19 protein-coding genes are annotated in these 22,559 nt (G+C 62.9%); 6 read left to right on the top strand and 13 right to left on the bottom strand.

What is annotated here, in order from left to right; all coding sequences use genetic code 11:
• Positions 1–109 precede the first annotated feature (109 nt).
• Positions 110–1,264: a class C beta-lactamase gene (ampC, locus tag AC07W0_RS13780; RefSeq protein WP_102617554.1), complete on the top strand. Its 1,155-nt coding sequence runs from the start codon at positions 110–112 to the stop codon at positions 1,262–1,264.
• 34 nt (positions 1,265–1,298) lie between these two features.
• Here ampC and dctM read toward each other — a convergent pair whose 3' ends face one another.
• From dctM to AC07W0_RS13740, 8 genes are all read right to left on the bottom strand, one after another.
• A complete protein-coding gene (gene dctM, locus AC07W0_RS13775; protein WP_017846452.1) occupies positions 1,299–2,579 on the bottom strand; it encodes a C4-dicarboxylate TRAP transporter large permease protein DctM in 1,281 nt (426 codons plus the stop codon).
• Positions 2,579–3,211, bottom strand: coding sequence for a TRAP transporter small permease (locus AC07W0_RS13770; RefSeq protein ID WP_046490990.1), 633 nt, complete (start codon positions 3,209–3,211; stop codon positions 2,579–2,581). Before AC07W0_RS13770 ends, dctM begins: the two co-directional genes overlap by 1 nt.
• A gap of 81 nt (positions 3,212–3,292) precedes the next feature.
• Positions 3,293–4,276, bottom strand: coding sequence for a TRAP transporter substrate-binding protein (locus tag AC07W0_RS13765; RefSeq protein ID WP_017846454.1), 984 nt, complete (start codon positions 4,274–4,276; stop codon positions 3,293–3,295).
• A 156-nt stretch (positions 4,277–4,432) separates the two neighbouring features.
• Positions 4,433–5,248, bottom strand: a complete 816-nt coding sequence (locus tag AC07W0_RS13760; protein ID WP_102617555.1) for an HpcH/HpaI aldolase/citrate lyase family protein — start codon at positions 5,246–5,248, stop codon at positions 4,433–4,435.
• Between the two features lie 14 nt (positions 5,249–5,262).
• The gene (locus AC07W0_RS13755) at positions 5,263–6,459 is read right to left on the bottom strand and encodes a CaiB/BaiF CoA transferase family protein (RefSeq protein WP_102617556.1); all 1,197 of its coding nucleotides are present in this window, start codon (positions 6,457–6,459) and stop codon (positions 5,263–5,265) included.
• 9 nt (positions 6,460–6,468) lie between these two features.
• Positions 6,469–7,818, bottom strand: a complete 1,350-nt coding sequence (locus tag AC07W0_RS13750) for an MmgE/PrpD family protein (protein ID WP_102617557.1) — start codon at positions 7,816–7,818, stop codon at positions 6,469–6,471.
• Positions 7,819–7,828: 10 nt separating this feature from the next.
• A complete protein-coding gene (locus tag AC07W0_RS13745; protein WP_102617558.1) occupies positions 7,829–8,992 on the bottom strand; it encodes an acyl-CoA dehydrogenase family protein in 1,164 nt (387 codons plus the stop codon).
• A 28-nt stretch (positions 8,993–9,020) separates the two neighbouring features.
• A complete protein-coding gene (locus AC07W0_RS13740) occupies positions 9,021–9,839 on the bottom strand; it encodes an HTD2 family dehydratase (protein ID WP_046490981.1) in 819 nt (272 codons plus the stop codon).
• 229 nt (positions 9,840–10,068) lie between these two features.
• On the opposite strand from AC07W0_RS13740, the gene AC07W0_RS13735 reads away from it, so the two are divergent.
• From AC07W0_RS13735 to AC07W0_RS13725, 3 genes are all read left to right on the top strand, one after another.
• A complete protein-coding gene (locus tag AC07W0_RS13735) occupies positions 10,069–10,959 on the top strand; it encodes a LysR family transcriptional regulator (protein ID WP_102617559.1) in 891 nt (296 codons plus the stop codon).
• A 33-nt stretch (positions 10,960–10,992) separates the two neighbouring features.
• Positions 10,993–11,481 (top strand): GFA family protein, encoded by a 489-nt coding sequence (locus AC07W0_RS13730; protein ID WP_102617560.1) that lies wholly within the window; start codon positions 10,993–10,995, stop codon positions 11,479–11,481.
• Between the two features lie 94 nt (positions 11,482–11,575).
• Positions 11,576–13,399, top strand: coding sequence for a serine hydrolase domain-containing protein (locus AC07W0_RS13725; protein WP_102617561.1), 1,824 nt, complete (start codon positions 11,576–11,578; stop codon positions 13,397–13,399).
• Between the two features lie 212 nt (positions 13,400–13,611).
• Here AC07W0_RS13725 and AC07W0_RS13720 read toward each other — a convergent pair whose 3' ends face one another.
• From AC07W0_RS13720 to AC07W0_RS13710, 3 genes are all read right to left on the bottom strand, one after another.
• Complete coding sequence (locus AC07W0_RS13720; protein ID WP_102617562.1) at positions 13,612–14,883, bottom strand: ATP-binding protein; 1,272 nt, start codon at positions 14,881–14,883, stop codon at positions 13,612–13,614.
• A complete protein-coding gene (locus tag AC07W0_RS13715) occupies positions 14,884–15,591 on the bottom strand; it encodes a winged helix-turn-helix domain-containing protein (RefSeq protein WP_017846464.1) in 708 nt (235 codons plus the stop codon).
• 171 nt (positions 15,592–15,762) lie between these two features.
• Positions 15,763–16,365, bottom strand: coding sequence for a MiaE family protein (locus tag AC07W0_RS13710; RefSeq protein WP_017846465.1), 603 nt, complete (start codon positions 16,363–16,365; stop codon positions 15,763–15,765).
• A gap of 149 nt (positions 16,366–16,514) precedes the next feature.
• Between AC07W0_RS13710 and AC07W0_RS13705 the strand changes: the two genes are divergently transcribed.
• A complete protein-coding gene (locus AC07W0_RS13705) occupies positions 16,515–17,378 on the top strand; it encodes a universal stress protein (protein ID WP_017846466.1) in 864 nt (287 codons plus the stop codon).
• A 3-nt stretch (positions 17,379–17,381) separates the two neighbouring features.
• On the opposite strand, the gene AC07W0_RS13700 is transcribed toward AC07W0_RS13705, so the two are convergent.
• Entirely contained in the window at positions 17,382–17,852 is a 471-nt protein-coding gene (locus AC07W0_RS13700) for a DUF1289 domain-containing protein (RefSeq protein WP_017846467.1), read from the bottom strand.
• A gap of 396 nt (positions 17,853–18,248) precedes the next feature.
• Between AC07W0_RS13700 and acnB the strand changes: the two genes are divergently transcribed.
• Positions 18,249–20,849, top strand: coding sequence for a bifunctional aconitate hydratase 2/2-methylisocitrate dehydratase (acnB, locus tag AC07W0_RS13695; RefSeq protein WP_017846468.1), 2,601 nt, complete (start codon positions 18,249–18,251; stop codon positions 20,847–20,849).
• A 51-nt stretch (positions 20,850–20,900) separates the two neighbouring features.
• Here the strand turns inward: acnB and AC07W0_RS13690 are convergent, their stop codons facing one another.
• Complete coding sequence (locus tag AC07W0_RS13690; protein WP_102617563.1) at positions 20,901–22,553, bottom strand: SulP family inorganic anion transporter; 1,653 nt, start codon at positions 22,551–22,553, stop codon at positions 20,901–20,903.
• Positions 22,554–22,559: the final 6 nt, after the last annotated feature.

Here is a 22,559-nt window from a genome sequence, read left to right as displayed (position 1 = left end):
AATGGCTGGTGCGAAATATCATCGTTTGCCCAGGCCCGGCGAACTGTCTACCTTTGGCACGCCCGCGCAGGCTGTTCATTCAATCGATCATACTCATGGAAGCGATATCATGCCCCAACAAGCGGTATTTGGAGTGCGTCACTTAACGGCGCTGGCAATGTTTCTCGGTGCCGGCCAGTGCCTGGCCGCCACCGACCTGCAGGCCGTGGTAGACGCCAGCGTCAAGCCGCTGATGCAGCAGCAGGCCATTCCCGGCCTGGCGGTGGCGGTGGTGCAGAACGGCAAGGTGCAATACTTTAACTACGGCATGGCATCGAAAGAAGCGCAGCAACCGGTCAACCAAAACACCTTGTTCGAAATCGGCTCAGTGAGCAAAACCTTCACCGCAACCCTGGGCGGTTACGCCCAGGCCATCGGCAAGCTCACGCTGTCGGACAAGGCCAGCCAATACTGGCCTGCGTTGGCCGGCAGCGCCTTTGACCGCATCAGCCTGCTGCAACTGGCGACCTACACCCCCGGCGGCCTGCCGCTGCAGTTTCCGGATGCCGCCGACAACGCCGACGCCATGCTCGGCTACTTCCAGCGCTGGAAACCCAGCTACGCCCCGGGCGCGCAACGTCTCTATTCCAACCCGAGCATCGGCCTGTTTGGCTACCTCGCGGCACGAAGCCTGGGCCAGCCGTTCAATGTCGCCATGGAGCACACCCTGCTGCCCAAGCTGGGGTTGAGCAACACCCACCTCAGCGTGCCCACCGCGCAATCCGGCGAGTACGCCCAAGGCTACGACAAGCAGCAGAAACCCGTCCGTGTAAGCCCTGGCGCACTGGACAACGAAGCCTACGGCATCAAGACCAGCACCCACGACCTGGCGCGCTATGTGATCGCCAACCTGCACCCGCAAACCCTGGAAAAGCCGCTGCAACAAGCCATCGCCAGTACCCACGCCGGTTATTACCGCGTGAACGGCATGACCCAGGGCCTGGGCTGGGAGTACTACCCCTACCCCATCGCCCTGCAAGCGCTGATTGACGGCAACTCGACACCGATGGCCATGGAACCTCACCGTCCCGATTGGCTGACGACGCCGCAAGCGCAACCGGCCAACGTGCTGTACAACAAAACCGGCTCAACCGCAGGCTTTGGCGCGTATGTGGCGTATGTGCCAAGCAAGGACATGGGCGTGGTGATCCTGGCGAACAAGAACTATCCGAATGCCGAGCGGGTCAAGGTCGCCCATGCGATCCTGAGCGCGCTGGATCACTGAGCAAGGTGGGAGCCAGGCTCCCACATCGTGAGGTCTACATCCCCAGCCAGTGCGGCAGCGCCAGCGAGATGAACGGCAGGTAGGTGACCATGATCAGGAACACCAACAGGATCATCAGCCACGGCATCGCCGCACGAATGGTCTGCCCCAGCGTCAAGCCGGTCACCGCCGAGGTCACGAACAGGTTCAAGCCCACCGGCGGGTGGACCAGGCCGATTTCCATATTCACCACCATCACGATCCCCAAGTGAATCGGATCGATGCCCAGCTTCATCGCGATCGGGAAGAAGATCGGCGCCAGGATCAACACGATCGCCGACGGTTCCATGAAACTGCCGGCGATCAGCAAGACCACGTTGACCATGATCAGGAAGCCGATCGGCGTGAGGCCCTCGGACAGCACCCAGGCGGTGATTTCCTGGGGGATCTGTTCGGTGGTCAACACATGGGCGAAGAGCATCGCATTGGCGATGATAAACATCAGCATGATCGCCAGCCGCCCGGACTCCAGCAGCACCTTGGGACAGTCGCGCAGGCTCATGTCCTTGTAGACGAACAGCGCGACAAACGCCGAGTACACCGCTGCCACCGCCGCGGCTTCGGTCGGGGTGAACATCCCGCTGTAGATGCCACCGAGGATGATCACCAGCAGCAGCAAGCCCCAGAACGCGCGGCGCGCGCAGGCCAGCCACTCGCGAAAGCTCGCCCGTGGCTGCGCCGGCAGCTTCTTGATGCGCGCCACGATATAGATCGCGACCATCAGCATCAGGCCCAGCAGCAGCCCCGGGATCACCCCGGCCATGAACAACTTGCCGACCGACGTTTCCGTGGCGGCCGAATACACCACCATCACGATCGACGGCGGAATCAGGATGCCCAGGGTGCCGGCGTTGCAGATGATGCCCGCGCCGAACGCCTTCGGGTAACCGGAGCGCACCATCCCGGCCACCGCAATCGAACCGACGGCCGCCACCGTGGCCGGTGACGAACCGGACAACGCGGCAAACAACATGCACGCCAACACCGCCGCAATCGCCAGGCCGCCACGGATATGCCCAACACACGCATTGGCGAAGTCGATCAGCCGCTGCGCCACGCCGCCGGTGGTCATGAACGCACCGGACAGCAGGAAGAACGGAATCGCCAGGAAGGTATAGGCATCCGAGGTTTCGAACAGCTTGATCGCCAGGGAACTCACCGAGTCCTGGCTGAACATCAGGATCGACACCGCGCCGGACAATCCGAGGGAAATCGCGACGGGCACGCCGAGGAACATGAACACAAACAACAGCAGAAACAGACAGAGCACGGCCATCAGTGACGCTCCTCATGGCCGCCGGCCAATTTGCTCGCCTCACCGGCCTCGTCGGCCAGCCCCAACCCGACCTGGCGGTGGGTGAACAGGCGATAGAAAATTTCCAGGTAGCGGATAAACACCAGGGCAAAACCGACCGGCACGATGAGCACGATGTCGCCGACATCGATGCCGAACTGGTCGAGGTCTTCGGCGCCGATGTGCGCTGTCATCACCGCACTCACCCACCTGTAACTGGCGACCATGAACAGCCCGGCATAGGCCAGGCAGCACAGGCAGGCAAGCATCCCAAGCAAGCGCTGCACCCGGCGCCCGGTCAGCTTGACCAGCGCATCCACCCCAAGGTGGCCGGCGGTACGCACGCCGTAGGAGATGCCGAAGAAAATCAGCCAGCCGAACATGGCCTTGGTCAGCGCCACGCTCCAGGTCATGTCCTGGGCCCAGGTCATGCTGCCGTCGCCCAGGGCGTTGAAAAAATGGCTGCTCCAGGCCCACTTGTCGGACAGGGCAAAGAACAGCGTGTAGATGTTGTTGAGCATGACGTAGACGAATGTCACCAGGGTCATGGCGGCCAGCAGGAAGGCAATGACGCCTTCCTCCAGGTGCTCCCAGACGCGCCTGAGCGTTTGCATGGCAAAACCTCGCGAAGCGGGAATAGGTTTCAGAGTGGAAACCGGATCAACCTGTGGGAGGGATCTCGGTATGCCCCGGCATTACAGGTTGGACGCATCCGCCGCCTTGATCAGGTCAGCCCCGATCTCGCCTTCGAACATCTGCCAGACCGGGCGCATGGCTTCGCGCCATTGCTGGCGTTGCGCGGGGGTCAGTTCGATGATTTCGCTGGTCTTGGCGTCGACGATCTTCTGTTTGGCCGACTGGTTCAGCGCCTCGGCCTGCTTGTTCACCTCAACGGTGACCTCGGCCATGATCTGCTCCAGGGTGCTGCGCACATCCGCTGGCAGGCCGTTCCAGAACTTCGCGTTGGTGATCACCATGTAGTCGATCAGGCCATGGTTGGACTCGGTGAAGTACTTCTGCACCTCGTTGACCTTCTGGCTTTCATAGTTCGACCAGGTGTTTTCGGTGCCGTTGACCGTACCGGTCTGCAAGCCCTGGTAGACCTCGGCAAAGCTCATCTTGCGCGGGTTGGCGCGGATCGCCTTGAACTGTTCTTCAAGCACGCTGGAGGCTTGCACGCGGAACTTCAGGCCACGGGCGTCCTTGGGTTCGTGCAGGGCTTTGTTGGCCGACAACTGCTTGAGACCGTTGTGCCAATAGGCCAGGCCGAGGATGTTCTTGTTCTGCATCGAGGTCAGTAACTGCTTGCCTTGGGCGGCCTGGAAGCGGTCGACGGCGGCCAGGTCGTTGAACAGGAACGGCAGGTCATAGATCTGCACCTGTCTGGTGTATTGCTCGAACTTGGCCAGGGACGGCGCGAGCATCTGCACATCGCCCAACAGCAGCGCTTCCATTTCCTTGCCATCGCCGAACAGCGACGAGTTCGGGTACACCTCGACCTTGACCACGCCCGGCAGGCGTTCTTCGGCAAGTTTCTTGAACAGCAACGCGCCCTGGCCTTTGGGCGTGTTTTCGGCAACCACATGGGCGAACTTGATCACAATCGGGTCCGCCGCCTGGGCCAGGCCCGCGACGAACAAGGTGGCGGCGCAGAACAGCGCCCGGGAGAGCTTGAGCATGGGAAATCACCTTCTTATTGTTGTGTTGTAGGGCAAGGTGCCTGATATGGCGCGTGTAGTGAATTTCGAGTTTTTGATACCTGCGTTCGGCTTAGATGAACGCCAACCTGAACGAAAATGCAGATCCTCTCTCGCCTCTGGCTTCGGCTGCGCCCGTCAGCGCCGGGCGGCGAGCAGCCGTTGTGCGCGCAACAGAACCGGGGCATCCACCATCTGCCCATCGATCTGATACGCGCCGGCCCCGTGGGCTCCGCCCGCCACCACGCGCTTGGCCCAGGCCAGGTCTGCGGCGCTCGGTGCCAAGGCCGCATGGATCACCGCCACCTGCCGGGGATGGATGCACAGCGCGCCGGCAAAGCCCATTTCATAGGCATGCCGGATCGAGCGGCGCAGGCCTTCGGGGTCGTCGATGGCCGGGTGGACGCCGTCCAGCGGGGCCACTAGGCCGGCGGCGCGGGAATGCACGATCAGCGCCAGGCGCGCCTGGTCCAGGGCAAAGTCAGCCGCTGGCGAAGGGCTGCTCAGATTCAAGTCGAGCGCCAGGTCCAGGCCGCCGAACGACAGGCGCTCCACCTGCCGCGCATGGGCAATCGCGGCCACCGCCAGCAAGCCCTTGGCGCTTTCGATAATCGGCCAGATCCGTTTGCCGGCGGCGGCCACCACCGCGACCTGGGCGGCACTTTCGACTTTCGGCAGCAGCACGCCCGCCACGTTTGCATGGGCGCTGCAGAACGCCACATCGTCAGCGTGTTCGGCGTGCTCTGGCGCGTTGATCCGCACCCACACCCGGGTGTCGGGGTGGGCGCGCAAAAACGCGCCAAGGTTCTCCCGCGCCTGCCGCTTGAGCGGCTCTTCTACCGCGTCTTCAAAATCCACAATCACCGCGTCGGCACCGCTGGCCAGCGCTTTGGAAAACCGCTCCGGGCGGCTGCCGGGAACGAACAGAGCTGAACGAACTACAGGCATTGGCATCACCACACTCCTTGTCAGATAACGCCGCGCGCGCGCAGGTCGTCGATGGTTTCGCCCGAATAACCGAGCTGATCGAGAATGCCCTGGCTGTGCTGGCCTAACGCGGGCACCGCATCCATGCGCGGGCTGAATGCCGTATTACGCGCTGGCGGCAACAGCGCTGGCAGCGGACCGGCCGGGCTAGCGACTTCGCGCCAGCTGTCACGTGCCTTGAGTTGCGGGTGGTCCCACACGCCTTGCATATCGTTGACGCGGGCACTGGCGATCTGCGCATGTTCCAGGCGCTGGATGACGGCCTCGGCGTCGAGCCGGGCGAAGCTGTCGACGATGATCCGGCGCAGCGCCTCGCGGTTGGCCGAGCGCTTGAAGTTGGCGCAGAAGCGCTCGTCCGTGGCCAACGCCGGGGTGAGCAGCACCTTGTCGCAGAACGCCGCCCATTCGCGCTCGTTCTGCAAGCCGAGCATCACCGTACCGCCGTCGCCGGTGGGAAACGGCCCGTAGGGATAAATCGTCGAATGCGCCGCTCCGGCACGCGGCGGTGGCGGTGCTCCGTCGAAGGCGTAGTACATCGGGTAGCCCATCCACTCCACCAGGCTTTCCAGCATGCTCACGTCGATATGGCTGCCCTCGCCGGTCTTGCCGCGCAACAACAGCGCCGAGAGGATGCCGCTGTAGGCGTACATGCCGGCGGCGATGTCGGCGATGGAGCAACCGGCCTTGGCCATCTGGTCGTCAGCGGGCCCGCCGGTCACCGACAGAAAGCCGCCCTCGCTCTGGATCAACAGGTCATAAGCCTTCTTTTGCGCGTAGGGCCCGCCTTCGCCATAGCCGGAAATATCGCAGACGATCAAGCGCGGGAAGCGCGCATGCAGCGTCTCGAACGACAGGCCCATGCGCGCCGCTGCACCGGGTGCGAGGTTCTGCACCAGTACATCGGCGTCGGCGAGCAAGCTGTCGAGAATGGCGCCCGCCGCGTCTTGCTTGAGGTCCAGGGTCAGGCTTTCCTTGGAGCGGTTGGTCCACACGAAATGCGACGCCAGGCCGCGCACGCGTTCGTCATAGCCACGGGCGAAGTCACCGCTGCCGGGGCGTTCGATCTTGATCACACGCGCGCCGAGATCGGCCAATTGGCGTGTGCAAAAGGGTGCGGCAATCGCATGTTCCAGGCTGACAACGGTGATACCGTCCAGCGGTCGTTGATTAGCAGTCATGACGATTCCTCAAAGCCAATGGGCCATGCACGGGGTGTTGCGCAGCTGCCAGACCTTGGCGATCAACGCGTCGGCCTCGGCCGGGGTGCGCGCGCCGCTGAAGTGGCTGAGGCGCTGGAATTTATCCGCCAGCTCGGCGCGGCTGAGGCTGTTGCCGGGGTCGCCCTTGGGCTCGTCGATAGCGCCGTGCAGCGTGCGGCCATCCTCGGTGGTGACGGTGACGCGGCCCAGCCAACGCTGCGGATAGGCGTCGTCGACTTCGCGATCGAGGGTCATGCTGACCTTGTCGCGAAAGGCCGAGACGGCGGGATCGCTCAGTGCCAGCGTGTGGAACTCAACCAGCCCGGCCTTGCCATGCACGGCGATCAGGCCCAGCACGGTGCCCATGGAGAACTTGGCCTGGTGAACGCTGGCCGGCGTAGTGACGCGCCCCAGCACATCGATGGCGCCCTGATGCACGCGGGTCTGCACCTTGGCGATCGCGGCGGCATCGAGGCCTTCACGCTGCATCAACTGCAGCAGCGCATCGGCGGCAGGATGGGTGTGGCGACACGAGGCATGGAACTTGAACGAGGTTTCCAGCAGCGCCCAGCGCCGGCCGAGGTCGGCGGACAGCTTGTGCGGTTCGGCATCGCGGGACATCCCGGCCGCCAGGCCCTGGTCGCCTTCGAGGATATTGCGCGCGCCCGTCAGCCCGTCCGCCGTCAGGTACGCGGCGAGCAAGCCATCCGCCGCCGCCTTGGCCGTGTGCAATTGCTTAGAGTCGGCGGCATCGCGCAAAAACTCCCACAGCCCGGCAGCCTGGGTGCCGGCGCTGCCGAGCAGGTTGATGAATTGCTCCTGATCGAACCCCAGCAATTTGCCCACGGCCACCGCCGCCGCCAAGGTGCCGACGGTCGCGGTGGTGTGGAAGATGCGGTAGTGGGAACGGCCCATGAATTCGCCGATGCGAATTCCGGCTTCATAACCGGCCACCGCGGCCAGCAGCAGTTCACGGCCGGATTTGCCGAGGTCCTGGGCCGCCGCCAGGGCTGCGGGAAAGACCACCGTCGCCGGGTGCAACACCGAGCTGTTGTGCAGGTCATCCTGCTCCACCAGGTGCGACGAGGCGCCGTTGACCAACGCGGCGAAATACGCGCTGCTGCTGCGGCCATTGACGATCACCTGCGCCGGGCCGCTGCTCGGCCCCATTTTCTGCGCGTAGCGTTCAAACAGCGGGATCGGGTGCGCGCCCTGGCTGGCCAGCGCCGACGCCAGCCAATCGAGAAAAAGGTCTTCGGTGCGCGCCAGCACCGGTTCGGGCAACTGCGCATAGGTCAATTCGGCGAGGAACCGACACAGGGCTTGGGTATGGCTCATGTTCAGGCCCTCAGAAACTGCGTGGCAGCTCGAGCAAGTGCTCGGCCACGTAGGACAGGATCAGGTTGGTGGAGATCGGCGCCACCTGGTACAGGCGGGTCTCGCGGAATTTGCGTTCCACGTCGTACTCGCAGGCAAAACCAAAACCGCCGTGGGTTTGCAGGCACGCATTGGCCGCCTCCCAGGACGCCTTGGCCGCCAGGTACTTGGCCATGTTCGCGCTGGCCCCGGCAGGCGCGCCACGGTCGTATTCCTCGCAGGCACGCCAGCGCATCAGGTCGGCCGCTTCGATTTCGATATGCGCTTCGGCAATCGGAAATTGCACGCCCTGGTTCTGCCCGATGGGCCGGCCGAACACCACGCGGTCGCGGGCATAGGCACTGGCCTTTTCGATAAACCAGCGGCCATCGCCGATGCACTCGGCGGCGATCAGGGTACGCTCGGCATTCAGGCCGTCGAGGATGTACTTGAAGCCCTTGCCCTCTTCGCCGATCAGGCTGTCCAGAGGCAGTTCGAGGTTGTCGAAGAACAGCTCGTTGGTTTCGTGGTTGACCATGTTGGCGATGGGTCGCACGGTCAGGCCGTTGCCGATCGCCTCGCGCAGGTCCACGAGGAAGATCGACATGCCTTCGGACTTTTTCTTCACGTCGGCCAGCGGCGTGGTGCGCGCCAGCAGGATCATCAGGTCGGAATGCTGCACCCGCGAGATCCAGACTTTCTGGCCGTTGATCACGTACTTATCGCCGCGCTTGATCGCGGTGGTCTTGATCCTGGTGGTGTCGGTGCCGGTGCTGGGCTCGGTGACGCCCATCGATTGCAGTCGCAATTCGCCACTGGCCAGCTTGGGCAGGTAGAAGCGTTTTTGCGCGGCGCTGCCGTGGCGCAGCAGGGTGAACATGTTGTACATCTGGCCGTGGACGGTGCCGGAGTTGCCGCCGCAACGGTTGACCTCTTCAAGGATCACCGACGCTTCAGCCAGGCCGAGGCCGGAGCCGCCGTACTCTTCCGGGATCATCGCCGACAGCCAGCCGGCGGCGGTCAAGGCCTTGACGAAGGCATCGGGGAACGCTTTTTCTTCGTCGATCCGACGCCAGTACGTCGCATCGAATTCGGCGCACAAAGCGCGCACGCCTGCGCGGATGGCATTGAGTGCTTCATTGTCATTCGGGTTCATTAACGGCTCTCCGCCTGTTGTTCTGGTGTTATTCGAAATGCACACGGGCCTGCTGGGCCAAGCCATCGTGATTACCGGCCCACAGCTCTGCCACGCCGGCTTGGCTGATACGTCCGGCGACTTCAAACGGTTGCGCAGCGATCAGCGGGCGCACGCCGCGATAGTCGAAACGGCGCACCGTGGCGCGGGGATGAGCCCGACAAAAGGCGCGCAGGCTCAACGTGGCGATCAACGGCCCATGCACCACCAGGCCCGAATAGCCTTCCGTGCCGGTGACGTAGGGATAGTCGTAGTGAATGCGGTGGCCGTTGAAAGTCACGGCGCTGTAGCGGAACAGCAGGGTCGGCGTCGGCTCGATCGCTTCGCACCACTCACCCGCCGCCAGCGCAGCGCCGTTGCCCGGCTTGGGTGGGGTCGGTTCGCGGTAGACGATGTCCTGTTCTTCGCGGATCGCCAGGCGGCCGTCCTGGGTGTAGTCATGGCGCACGGTGACAAACAGCAACGCACCGGTGCGGCCGGTTTTTTCTTCGACCTGGGTGATGGTCGACACACGGCTGGCCGCCTCGCCGGCGCGCAGCGGATGCAGGAACTCGAGACGCCCACCGGCCCACATGCGATTGCGGTTATCCGCCGGCGGCAGGAAGCCGCCACGGGCCGGGTGGCCGTCGGTGCCCAGGGCCGATTCCGGCAGCGGGTCCTGGAAGAAACACCATTGCCACAACGGCGGCACCGCCGCGCCGTGTTCGGGCACGGGCTCGCCGAATGTCGCGGCGATGCGTGTGAGCAGGTTGTGGCTCAGGTGGTCGTGGGCAGTTTCGCTTCGGCCGATCCAATCAGTGGCGCTCATCGGGTGCAGGTCCTCGGGCTGTGAATGTGTGCCCCGGATCATGCAAGCGCCCGACCGTTCTGAGAATTTGCATTTCAATAAGCCAGCGTTCGGCTATGCTGAACGCCACGCATTGATGGGCAACGGGCTTGCTTCGGTTGGTTGGCATTTTCATCGCCGGCACACTGTCAGCGCAGGCAAGCCCCGCACCGCCGTTGCACCGAACAGCCCTGTCCACCCCGGAGCCGCCATGCACTTCGATCTCGCCGACCTGCGCCTGTTTATCCATATCGCCGAATCACCCAGCCTGACCCAGGGTGCCAAGCGCGCCTTCCTCTCGCCGGCGGCTGCGAGTGCGCGCATCAAGGCCCTGGAAGGCCAGTTGGAAACACGTCTGTTGTACCGCGACAGCCGCGGCGTGGAGATCACCCCGGCAGGCGAGCGGCTGTTGCACCATGCGCGGCTGATCATGCGCCAGGTGGACTACCTGAAAAGTGAGTTCACCCAATACGGCGTCGACTCTGCCGGGCATATCCGCATCTTCGCCAACACCACGGCGGTCACTGAGTTTCTTCCCGAAGTGTTGGCCGGTTTCCTCTCCCTGCGGCCCGGTGTCACTGTCGACCTGCAGGAGCGCCTGTCCCGCGATATCGTGCGCGGCGTGCTCGATGGCACCAGCGACATGGGCATCATCGCCGGCCCTGTGGAGGCCGCGGGCCTGCAGGTGCTGCACTTCAGCACCGATAAACTGGTATTGATGGTGCCCGTGGGCCACCCCTTGGCGGACCAACCCTCGGTGACGCTGGAACAGACCCTCGCCTACCAGCATATAGGCCTGCACGAAGGCAGCACCTTGCTGAGCTTCCTGCGCGAGCACGTCGAGCGGGTCGGCAAGCAGTTGTCGCTGCGCATCCAAATGTCGAGTTTCGAGGCGATCTGCCGGATGGTCGAGGCGGGCGTGGGCATTGGCATCATCCCGGAATCCGCCGCCGTGCGGCACAGCCGGACCATGCAGTTGGTGGCGGTGAAACTGAATGAGCCATGGGCGATTCGCGAGCGCAGTATCCTGGTGCGCGAGCTGGAAGCGCTGCCGGGGACCATTCGTGCCCTGATCGCGACCTTGATGCCGCAAAGCGCCTAGACTCCAGAGTCACCTTGCCAGAGGAGACTGCCCATGCAACTCGAAGGTTCCTGCCATTGCGGTGCTGTGACGTTCAGCCTGACCAGCGCCCACCCCTACCCTTACCAGCGCTGCTATTGCTCGATTTGCCGCAAGACCCAGGGTGGCGGCGGTTACGCGATCAACCTCGCGGGCGACAGCAACAGCCTGAAAGTGCGCGGGCGCAAGCTGATCTCGATCTACCACGCCAGGCTCAAGCCCGAAGGCGCCAGCCGCGCCCATGCCAGCAGCGCCGAGCGGCATTTCTGTTCACAATGCGGCAGCGCGCTATGGCTGTTCAGCCCGCAGTGGCCGGAGCTGATCCATCCGTTTGCCTCGGCCATCGACACACCGTTGCCGGTGCCGCCACAGCACACGCACCTGATGCTCGGTTCCAAGGCGCCCTGGGTCGAAGTCAGCGTGCGCAAGGGCGACCTGCAGTTCGATAAATACCCGGAAGAATCGATCGCGCAGTGGCATGAGCGGTTGGGGTTGGCGCGTTAACAGTCTTTGACAGTTTTCCGACAAAGCTTGCAAAGATTGTCGGACAGCCCTTCCCTAGCATTCGAGCATCCAAACAGCCATCCGGGTGCTCTTCATGTTTCGCACATTGCGCGGTATTCCCCTGCTGGGCTGCCTGCTCGGCAGTATCGGTTGCCATGGTCAACTGCCTGCCCCGCCGCCGATCCCCAAGGGCGACTACAACGCGATCATTCGCTATCTACAAACCCGCATTCCGTGGGAGATGGCTCGGGAGCAGGTGCCCGGGCTGTCCATCGCCCTGGTCAATGGCCAAGAGTTGATCTGGGCCAATGGTTTCGGCGTGGCCGACAAGGCCCGGGGCGTACCGGTGACGCCGAATACGGCATTTCGCGCCGGCGCGATCTCCAAGCTCCTCACCGCCACCGCCGCGCTGCAACTGGTGGAACAACAGCAACTGGCCCTTGACGCACCGATCCAGCAAACCTTGCGCGAGTTCTATGTGCGCTCGCGCTTCCATGACGACCAGGCCGACGCCGACCGCGCCATCACCCTGCGCCGCTTGCTCAGTCATCAGTCGGGCTTGCCCAGCGAACACCTGCGCGGCCTGCGCAACACCTTCGCCATGGGCCAGATGCCAATGCGTATGTCGGGCGTGTGGCTGAGCACCCCGCCGGGTTCGCAGGTGGCGTACTCGAATCTCGGCTATGCGCTGGTGGGCGCGGCTATCGAACGCAGCAGCGGCAAGGCATTCGAGACCCAGTTGCAAAACAGCCTGTTCAAGCCGTTGAAGATGAACCAATCGAGTTTTGTCGGCGTCAGCGCGCACGTGCCCCACCGCGCGCTCGGCTATCAGGACGGCAGCGCGAGCACCGATGCCCAGGTGCGCGACCTCGCCGCCAGCGGCTTGTGGACCAGCCCCAAGGACCTCAGCCGCTACGTACAGATGCTGTTCGCCCAAGGCCTCTACAACGACACCCGCGTAATGGACCGCGCTTCCATCGAGCAGATGTTTACCCAACAAAATATCGGCAACGTGCTGGACTTCGATTGCCAGATGGGCCTGGGCTGGTTTCTCTCGCCCTGTGGCGACAAGCCGGTCAGCCCAGGCATACGCACGTTCCAGCACAGCGGCGGGGGCGACGATTTTGCCGCGCAGGTGACGGTGCTGCCGGACCAGCAGTTGGCAGTGATCATCATGGCCAACGACAGCAACGCCGAAGACATGGTGGTCGCGCTGAGCACCGACACCCTGCGCCTGATGCTCCAGGCGCAAACCGGCGCGCCGGTATGCGCCGACGACTGCCAGGCGCCCAAGCACGGGGGCAAGTTGCGCCAGGTGCCCGCCGCCATCGACCGTAAGCGCCTGGCCGGGTTCTACGCCACGGCCTGGGGCGTATTCCGGATCAGGGATACCCCTACGCGATTGTCCGGCGAGTTGGCCGGATACACCTTCGAACTGCTGCGCGATGAAGACGGCTGGTTGCGCGCGCAGCAAAAAGTCCTGGGGTTCTGGCTCAAGGATCTCGACGGGCTGGGCCGCGTGCAACTGGACGTGGTGACGGTGCAAGGCCGGCAGATACTCACCGCGCGCAGTCACGGCCAGCGGGTGGCCGTGGGCGAACGCATCGACCCGCCGCCCCTGCCACTGGCCTGGGCCGACACCGTCGGCACCTATCAAGTGCTCAGCACCCACGAACCCGACGCGCCACTCAGCGGCATCAGCGTGCGTCTGGAAGAAGGCTTCCTGGTGATTCGCGGCCAACTGCACGACAAGCCGCTGACCGATTACATCCTGCTGCCCGTGGACCACGCCCATGCCGTGCTTGCCGGCAACGGCTATGGCCTGGGCGACACCGTCAGCCGCCAGGTCAACGGCCTCAGCGCCTCGGGCTACGCCTTCAAACGCACGCAGTCGCCCCATAAGCCCTTGATTTTCTAACCATGGATGCACCTGCTTATGCGTTCGAAACACCTTTGCCTGTCCATCAGCTCAGTGTGCCTGTCGAGGGCGCCGACAAGGCCCTGGGAAAAATCAAATCGCGCACGCAATTGGGCGTGAGTGCCAGCTATGACTTGGGCGGTGTGACTGTCGGCACAGCAGTCTGCGGCTTTTTGCAATCGCCCCCCCGTACCTGCCCCCCCCCCAAAACCTTATTCGGTATACGCCCAACTCATCCGAAACGACGCCCCGCCCCACTCCGAATCGACTACCTGGACCTGCCCGCCATGCCATTGGCAAACCCGCTGCACCAGCGCCAGGCCGAGGCCGCCGGTGCGGCGGTCGCGGCTGGCGTCGAGGCGGATGAACGGCTGGAAGATCTTCGCCCGGCCTTCCTCGGGGATGCCGGGGCCGTCATCGCAGACCCGCACTTCATAACCACTGCCGAACTTGACCAGCGACACTTCCACGCGGCGGTCGGCGTAACGAATGGCGTTGCGCAGCAGGTTGATCACCGCACGCGCCATGAAGCGCGGTTCGATCTGGATAACGTCGACTTCACAGGTACGCAAGGACAACTGCACGCCTTCCGCCTCGGCCTCCAGGGCCACGCTGCCGATCACACTGTCGAGCCAGCTGTGGGCCTCGATATTTTCCTGCGTGACCTGGGTGGCGCCGCGCTCCAGGCTGGCGTAGGTCAACAATTCAGAGACCATTTCCTCCAACTCGCCAAGGTCGGCATACATGTCGGTGATCAGTGCGAGGCTCTGCCGGGGATCGGCCTGTTGTTTGAGCTGGTCGAGCTCGAACGACAGGCGCGCGATGGGCGTGCGCAGTTCGTGGGAGACCGCGTTGGTCAACTCACGCTGGTTGGCGATCAGGCTCTCGATGCGTTCGGCCATCTGGTTGAAGTGCCCGGCCAGTTCGCGCACGGTGGAGCGACGCGGCAACAGGATGCGTGAGCCGAGGTCGTTATCGCCGAAGCGCTGGGCGGCCAGGCGGATATGTTCCAGGTCGCGCCAATGCGGGCGCACCCAAAAATACAGCACGATAGCCAGGCACAGTCCGAGAAAGCCGTAGACCCACATGTACATCCATTTGGGTTCTTCCGGCAGTTTGATTTCCAGCAACTGCATGCCACTGTCGATGCGGGAGAGGAACTCCTTGAAGTCCCCGCGCACCACCAGCAAGCCGTCGTCCAGCAGCTTTTTTTCACGCTCGGACAGCCCCAGGGCTTCGCTTTCAACCAGCTTCAGGTGCAGCCCGTAATGGGGTTGCAATTCGGCCAAGCGGGCTTGCCGCGCTTCGCCGACATGCGGTCGCAGTTGTTCGACCAGGCCATAGGCCGGGCCGCGCACGGCCTCGCGGCTATAGGTTTCGTCGGTTTCGGGCAGCAACTCGTCGAACGTGTAGTTGACCAGCCAGATCGCTCCCGCCAGGCCCAGGGCCAGAATCACATACAGGCGTAGAAACAGGCGCAGCATCTAGACCTCCCACGCAAACGGATTGAACAGATAACCCTTGCCCCAGATGGTCTTGATGCACACCGGCTCACGGGGGTTATCGTTGAGCTTGCCGCGCAGTTTGCTGATGTACACGTCGACGCTGCGGTTCAGGCCATCAAAGGCGATGCCGCGCATGCGGTTGAGGATGTCATCGCGCGAGAGGATCTTGCCGGCGCTGCTGGCCAGCAACCACAACAGTTCGAACTCCATGGTGGTGAGGTCGATCTTCTCGCCGCCCAGGCTGACCACCCGGCAACTGCGGTCAATGACCAGGCGCCCGAACTCGATGGCGCCGCGCACCGTCGGCTCCGGCGCCTGGCGCCGTTGCAACGCTCGCAGGCGGGCCAGCAGCACCGGCGGTTTGATCGGTTTGATCACATAGTCGTCGGCGCCGGACTCCAGGCCGAGAATGTGGTCCAGGTCGTCTTCCTTGGCGGTGAGGATCACGATCGGCGTGTCGGACACCGCGCGAATCGCGCGACACACATGCAAGCCGCTCTGGCCCGGCAGCATCAGGTCGAGCACGACAATCTTGGGCTTGAAGTCAAGAAAGGCCGCCAAGGCCGCATCACCGCGATGCACCGCCCGTACCTCAAAACCGTGCTGTGCCAGAAAGTGCGCGATCAGCCCTGCCAGCTTCTCATCGTCCTCAACGAGCAATACCTTGCCCAGCCCCAGGTTTTCCATAAGTTCTCAGTGCACAACGCGGATTGAAGTGCGCGCATTATAGGTGGCAAGTTGCCCGCCGGCAGCGCTTGGCCGGCCACACGCGATGAAGCTTCATGCTTTTAAGAGTTTTTAACAAATAGCCTGCAATTTTTAACGCCGTCACCGAGCGTTGTATGCGCAGCCGTCGCCTCAGGCTGGCACGCCACTGTGAAAGCGGAACTCGACGTCAGGGGACTCGATCAGTTCCTGCTCGGCCGCCCTCACCCGCTCGATCACCTGGGCAATATCCTTGGCCTCGCCATACTGATAAGCCAGTTTCAAGTAACCCTGGTAGTGCCGCGCCTCGCTTTTGAGCAGGCCGAAGTAGAACTTGCCGAGTTCTTCGTCCAAATGTGGCACCAGCGCCTCGAAACGCTCGCAACTGCGCGCCTCGATAAAGGCGCCGACCACCAGGGTGTCCACCAGCTTGACCGGCTCGTGGCTGCGCACCACCTTGCGCAAGCCCGAGGCATAACGCCCGGCGTGCAACTGACGCAGCGCGACCTTGCGCTTCTTCATCAGGCGCATGACCTGTTCGTGATGGACCAGCTCTTCCCGGGCCAGGCGCGACATCATATTGATCAAGTCGACATGGCTGTGATACTTAGCGATCAGGCTCAAGGCAGTGCTGGCGGCCTTGAATTCGCAGTTCTTGTGGTCGATCAGCAGGGTTTCCTGATCGGCCAACGCGGCCTGGACCCAGGCGTCAGGGGTGGGGCAACCGAGGAATTCGTGGATTTCGGGCAGGTTCATCGGGCTCACGGGCAAAGGATCACAAAAGGTCGCCGATTATACCGACCGCGCCGCAGACCACCAGCCGCTGGCCTTGATGTGCATCAACATGACGTCTGGCGGGCAGCAACTATAGTTGTTCAACGCCCCCTTTCTGGAGAGTCCCGACCATGCAAGCCATCCGCAGCATTCTGGTGGTCCTTGAGCCCGAGCATTCGGAAAGCCTGGCCCTCAAACGCGCCAAACTGATCGCCGGGACTACCGGCGCGCGCCTGCACCTGCTGGTGTGCGACAAGAAACATGAGCATTCGGCGCTGTTGAGCCTGCTCAAGTCCGGCCTGACCGAAGACGGCTACAGCGTCACCACCGAACAGGCGTGGAATACCAGCCTGCATGAAACCATCATCGAGGTGCAGCAGGCCGAAGGCTGTGGCCTGGTGATCAAGCAGCACTACCCCGACAGCCCGCTGAAAAAGGCGCTGCTGACCCCGGCCGACTGGAAGCTGTTGCGCTACTGCCCGGTGCCGGTGCTGCTGGTCAAGACAGCAACGCCATGGAACGACGGCGTCATTCTCGCCGCCATCGATGTAGGCAATACCGACACCGAGCATCGCGCGCTGCACCACATGATCATCGACTACGGCTTCGACATCGCCAGCCTGGCCAAGGCGTCACTGCATGTCATCAGCGCCCATCCATCGCCAATGCTCTCGGCCGGCGACCCGGTGTTTCAGCTCAAGGAAACCATCGAGGCGCGTTATCGCGAGCAGTGCAAGGCATTCCAGGCCACGTTCGATATCGACGACGCCCACCTGCATATCGAAGAAGGCCCGGCGGATGTGCTGATTCCCCATGCCGCCTACACCTTGAAAGCCGCAGTGACGATCATCGGCACCGTGGCGCGCACCGGGCTGACCGGCGCGCTGATCGGCAATACGGCGGAAGTGGTGCTCGATGCGCTGGAAAGCGACGTGCTGGTGCTCAAGCCCCAGGCACTGACGGATCAACTGGAAAAGCTGGCCAACAAAGCCTGATCGTCAGGCGCCCAACACATCCTTGAGAAACCCCGGCGCGATATAGCGCTGGTAGTGCGCCTCGGACAGGATGAAAAACTCACGGTCGATGGCATCGCGCAGCTGCGGCAGGTTCCACTCGCGGAACTCCGGCAGCAGCACCATGCCATAGGCCTCCAGGTTGGAAATCACCCGTGCCCCGCGGGCGATCAACTGGTAGGCCCAGCAGTACTCGGACTGGTGCGGCACAAAGCGGATCTTGCGTTGCTCCAGCTGGCTGCGCAGAGTCTTGGGGTCGAAAACCTCCAGCTTGCCGGCCATGACCTGCACCAACAGTTGCTCGAGCCGCAGCCACACCGCACGTTTTTCTTCTTCGTTATAGCCGTTCCACTGGATCACTTCGTGGTGGAAACGCTTGCAGCCGCGACACACGAGGTCACCGTAAACCGTGGAGCACAGGCCTACGCAGGGGGTCTTGATGGCTTGGTTGGACATGGGCGGCAACACGCAAATCAGCGAAACAGGGCGCCATGTTAGCCCTTTGTCTAAGGTTGATCACCCAGCAAACTTGGCTTGGCAACTTACGTTTAGAATTTTTTTGCCGTAGAATCATCCGGCCTTATAAGGCGCCAATAATCCGCTGGAAGCTGTTTTCAAAGCGTCACGAGCACAGTCGTTCCTTCAGAACGGTGTTGGCGATGGTCAATGACCCGGCAGGTCAAGCCAGCGCCAACCCTCATCAGCTCCGTTCTGCAGGCGTAAAACTTTGAAAGCAGCTTCTGTGAGGAATGTCGGCAGCGCTGGCTTTGCGGCCCAAAAAGCCCCCGAGCGCATGCGTGCCGTTCATTTCTGGATGAGCGTCCCGTGGGACCACTGATGAGGGTAATAACTGTGCTTGAAGCCTACCGCAAACATATCGAAGAGCGTGCAGCCCTGGGTATTGTTCCCCAGCCGCTTAATGCCGAACAAACCGCAGGCCTGGTCGAGCTGCTGAAAAATCCCCCGGCTGGCGAAGAAGAATTCCTCGTTGACCTGATCACCAACCGCATTCCACCAGGCGTTGACGAAGCTGCCTACGTCAAAGCCGGTTTCCTGTCTGCCCTGGCCAAGGGCGAAGCCACTTCTCCCCTGATCGACAAGAAACGCGCCGTTGAACTGCTTGGCACCATGCAAGGCGGCTACAACATCGTGACCCTGGTCGAGCTGCTCGACAACGCCGAACTGGCGCCTGTTGCCGCCGCTCAACTCAAGCACACCCTGCTGATGTTCGATGCGTTCCACGACGTGGCTGAAAAAGCCAAGGCCGGCAACGCACACGCCAAGGCCGTGATCCAGTCCTGGGCCGACGGCGAGTGGTTCAAGAACCGTCCGACCCTGGCCGACAAGATCAGCCTGCGCGTGTTCAAGGTCTCCGGCGAAACCAACACCGACGACCTGTCGCCTGCGCCGGACGCCTGGTCCCGCCCTGACATCCCGCTGCACGCCCTGGCCATGCTGAAAATGGCTCGCGACGGCATCGTGCCGGACGAGCAAGGCAAGACCGGCCCGATGAAGCAGATCGAAGAAATGCGCGGTCAAGGCTTCCCGATCGCCTACGTCGGTGACGTGGTCGGTACCGGTTCGTCGCGTAAGTCGGCAACCAACTCCGTACTGTGGTTCTTCGGCGACGACGTTCCTTACGTGCCGAACAAGCGTGCTGGCGGTTTCTGCTTCGGCAGCAAGATCGCTCCGATCTTCTACAACACCATGGAAGATGCTGGCGCACTGCCGATCGAATTCGACGTCACCAACATGAACATGGGCGACGTGATCGACCTGTACCCGCATGCTGGCAAAGTCTGCAAGCACGGTACCGATGAAGTCCTGACCACCTTCGAAATGAAGACCCCGGTGCTGTTGGACGAAGTCCGTGCCGGCGGCCGTATCCCGCTGATCATCGGCCGTGGCCTGACCGAGAAGGCGCGTGCCGAACTGGGTCTGCCACCGTCCGACCTGTTCAAGAAGCCGGAAGCTCCGGCCGAAAGCACCAAGGGTTTCACCCTGGCGCAGAAGATGGTCGGCAAGGCATGCGGCGTGACTGGCGTTCGTCCAGGCACCTACTGCGAGCCTAAGATGACCACCGTGGGTTCCCAGGACACCACCGGTCCTATGACCCGTGACGAACTGAAAGACCTGGCGTGCCTGGGCTTCTCGACCGATCTGGTGATGCAGTCTTTCTGCCACACCGCGGCGTATCCTAAGCCGATCGACGTGACCACCCACCACACCCTGCCTGACTTCATCATGACTCGTGGCGGCGTGTCGCTGCGCCCAGGCGACGGCATCATCCACAGCTGGCTGAACCGCATGCTGCTGCCGGACACCGTCGGCACCGGTGGTGACTCCCACACCCGTTTCCCAATGGGCATTTCGTTCCCGGCCGGTTCCGGCCTGGTAGCGTTCGCCGCAGCCACTGGCGTGATGCCACTGGACATGCCGGAATCGATCCTGGTGCGCTTCAAAGGCAAAATGCAACCTGGCATCACCCTGCGTGACCTGGTTCATGCCATTCCTTACTACGCGATCCAGGCTGGCCTGCTGACCGTAGAGAAGAAAGGCAAGAAGAACGCCTTCTCCGGCCGCATCCTGGAAATCGAAGGCCTGGACAACCTGAGCATCGAACAAGCCTTCGAGCTGTCCGACGCCTCGGCTGAACGTTCGGCTGCCGGTTGCACCATCAAGCTGTCGAAAGAGTCGATCACCGAGTACCTGAACTCCAACATCACCCTGCTGCGCTGGATGATCGGCGAAGGCTACGGCGATGCACGTACCCTGGAACGTCGCGCCCAAGCGATGGAAGCCTGGGTTGCCAACCCGGAGCTGATGGTGGCCGATGCCGACGCGGAATACGCCGAAATCATCGAGATCGACCTGGCCGACATCAAGGAGCCTGTGCTCTGCGCGCCAAACGACCCGGACGACGCCCGTCTGCTGTCCAGCGTTGCTGGCGAGAAGATCGACGAAGTGTTCATCGGTTCGTGCATGACCAACATCGGTCACTTCCGCGCTGCCGGTAAACTGCTGGATCAAGTCAAGGGTCAGCTGCCAACCCGTCTGTGGCTGTCGCCGCCGACCAAGATGGACGCTCACCAACTGACCGAAGAAGGCTACTACGGCATCTACGGCAAGGCTGGCGCGCGCATGGAAATGCCGGGCTGCTCGCTGTGCATGGGTAACCAGGCACGTGTAGAACCGAATTCGACCGTCGTGTCGACTTCGACCCGTAACTTCCCGAACCGTCTGGGCGATGGCGCCAACGTCTACCTGGCTTCGGCCGAGCTGGCGTCGGTGGCTTCGATCCTGGGTCGCCTGCCGACCGTCGAGGAGTACATGGAATACGCCGCGAAGATCAACACCATGGCCAGCGATGTGTATCGCTACCTGAGTTTCGATCAGATCGCCGAGTTCCGTGAAAGCGCTGCAAACGCCAACATCCCGGTGCTGCAAGCCTAAGGGTGTGTTGATGTAAAGGACGCCGCGTATCGCAAGATACGCGGCGTTTTTTTATGCCTGGGGATGGCTGTGCAACGCCAGTTGCACCGCACCATCAACGCTCAAGCCGCTGAGCAACACCTCGGGCGCCTGGGCCTCGGGCAGCGCCTGCAAGACTTCATGGGCGTCATGGCGCACCCGTGCCAGCACCAGTTGCTTGCCCTCCCCGCGCACCTGGGCAAAAAAAGCGGCCAGCGCTTCGACGCTGGTGCCGTCGAGGTCGGGGGACTCTTCCAGGCTCAACACCACCGTCTGCGCGGATGACTGACGCATCAGGCGCAGAGCGGCGCCGAGGATGCGCTCGGCATTCGCAAAAAACAGCGCCTCGCTTGGCCGTATGATCAACACGCCGGGAACGGTCAGTGCATCGGCATGGTGTTGACGGTCCACGAAGTCATGAGTGTCGCCCAGGCGCCCAAGCACCTGGATATCCGCCGCCGACATCTGGCGCAACATCAACACCACGCTGATCCCGACCGACAACAACAAGCCATCCAGCACGCCGAGCACCAGCACCGCCGCCACCGCACACACCACCAGCAAACGGTCGCGTCGCCACAGGAAGTAACGCCCCAGGGGCTGCAGGCTCAAACCCCGGCCCAGGGCATAGATGACCACCGCCGCCAACACCGGCTCCGGCGTGAGCGCAACATACGGCAGCACCGTCAACACAATCGCCAGGATCACCAGCGCCGCGACGATCCCCGCCAAACGCGAATAGGCGCCAGCCGCCTCATTCGCCGAGGTCGCCGAATACCCGGCGCCCGTCGGCATGCCGTGGAACAACCCAGACACCAGGTTGGCCGCGCCCAGCGCCAGCAAGTCGCGGTTGGACGACACCCGGTCGCCGTGCTTGAGAGCGAACGAACTGATGGAACCGTAGGACTCTGCGTACAAAATCATGACCAACGCAAACGCCAACTCGCCCAGGCGCAACCAATCGGCAAACGGCAGTACCGGCAAATGCCCCAGCTCCAGGCGCAGGTCGATCAGGCCGATCAGCGCGACGCCGTGGGCCTGCAGGTTCAGGCCCTGGCCGGCAATAACGCCGAGCACGATCACCACCAGCCCGCCGGGCAGGCGCGGAACGCGGGCGCATAACCACAACACCAGCAAGGCCACCGCAGCCACCAGCGCGGCGGGCCAGTTCCAGTTCGGCAACTGCTCCAGCAACTGCGGCAGGAAGCGGATCAGGTTGTTATCGGTCAGGTGGACGCCCACCACACTGGCCAGTTGCTTGAGGATGATGGTCAACGCCAGGCCGAAGGCAAACCCACGCAACACTGGCTTGGCGATAAACGAAGTGACGCCACCGAGTTTAAACAGCCCGGCCAGCAGAAAAAACACGCCAATGATCAGCACCAGCCCGAAGGCCAGGGACAGCCTCAGCGCCGGGTCATCCCCCGCCAGGCTGGCCGTTGCCGCCGCCAACACCGCTGCCGACGACGAAGTCGCCGAGACGATCGCGAAACGGCTGGTGCCGAACAGGCCGTAGCACACCAGCCCGGCAAACAAGGCAATCACACCGGCCTGGGGCGGGAGCGCGGCAATGCTGGAATAGGCCACCGCCTCCGGCAACAGCAAACCGGCAATCGATAAGCCGGCAATTATGTCCTGGGTTCGCTTCGACGCAGCGACAACGGGCGTATCGGTTTCAGTGTTCAATCGGCC

The organism is Pseudomonas sp. GW704-F2 (genome assembly GCF_059423025.1).
The sequence above is the reverse complement of the archived record's forward strand: the minus strand, read 5'-3'. Positions and strand labels throughout refer to the sequence as shown.

Bases quoted from the DNA above. Each gene is read 5' to 3' on its own strand.
- AC07W0_RS13745 (WP_102617558.1), bottom strand. From the start codon at position 8,992: ATGAACCCGAATGACAATGAAGCACTCAATGCCATCCGCGCAGGCGTG.
- ampC (WP_102617554.1), top strand. From the start codon at position 110: ATGCCCCAACAAGCGGTATTTGGAGTGCGTCACTTAACGGCGCTGGCA.
- AC07W0_RS13700 (WP_017846467.1), bottom strand. From the start codon at position 17,852: ATGTCCAACCAAGCCATCAAGACCCCCTGCGTAGGCCTGTGCTCCACG.
- AC07W0_RS13750 (WP_102617557.1), bottom strand. From the start codon at position 7,818: ATGAGCCATACCCAAGCCCTGTGTCGGTTCCTCGCCGAATTGACCTAT.
- dctM (WP_017846452.1), bottom strand. From the start codon at position 2,579: ATGGCCGTGCTCTGTCTGTTTCTGCTGTTGTTTGTGTTCATGTTCCTC.
- AC07W0_RS13735 (WP_102617559.1), top strand. From the start codon at position 10,069: ATGCACTTCGATCTCGCCGACCTGCGCCTGTTTATCCATATCGCCGAA.
- AC07W0_RS13710 (WP_017846465.1), bottom strand. From the start codon at position 16,365: ATGAACCTGCCCGAAATCCACGAATTCCTCGGTTGCCCCACCCCTGAC.
- AC07W0_RS13720 (WP_102617562.1), bottom strand. From the start codon at position 14,883: ATGCTGCGCCTGTTTCTACGCCTGTATGTGATTCTGGCCCTGGGCCTG.
- AC07W0_RS13760 (WP_102617555.1), bottom strand. From the start codon at position 5,248: ATGCCAATGCCTGTAGTTCGTTCAGCTCTGTTCGTTCCCGGCAGCCGC.
- AC07W0_RS13755 (WP_102617556.1), bottom strand. From the start codon at position 6,459: ATGACTGCTAATCAACGACCGCTGGACGGTATCACCGTTGTCAGCCTG.
- AC07W0_RS13765 (WP_017846454.1), bottom strand. From the start codon at position 4,276: ATGCTCAAGCTCTCCCGGGCGCTGTTCTGCGCCGCCACCTTGTTCGTC.
- AC07W0_RS13740 (WP_046490981.1), bottom strand. From the start codon at position 9,839: ATGAGCGCCACTGATTGGATCGGCCGAAGCGAAACTGCCCACGACCAC.
- AC07W0_RS13715 (WP_017846464.1), bottom strand. From the start codon at position 15,591: ATGGAAAACCTGGGGCTGGGCAAGGTATTGCTCGTTGAGGACGATGAG.
- AC07W0_RS13705 (WP_017846466.1), top strand. From the start codon at position 16,515: ATGCAAGCCATCCGCAGCATTCTGGTGGTCCTTGAGCCCGAGCATTCG.
- AC07W0_RS13730 (WP_102617560.1), top strand. From the start codon at position 10,993: ATGCAACTCGAAGGTTCCTGCCATTGCGGTGCTGTGACGTTCAGCCTG.
- AC07W0_RS13725 (WP_102617561.1), top strand. From the start codon at position 11,576: ATGTTTCGCACATTGCGCGGTATTCCCCTGCTGGGCTGCCTGCTCGGC.
- AC07W0_RS13770 (WP_046490990.1), bottom strand. From the start codon at position 3,211: ATGCAAACGCTCAGGCGCGTCTGGGAGCACCTGGAGGAAGGCGTCATT.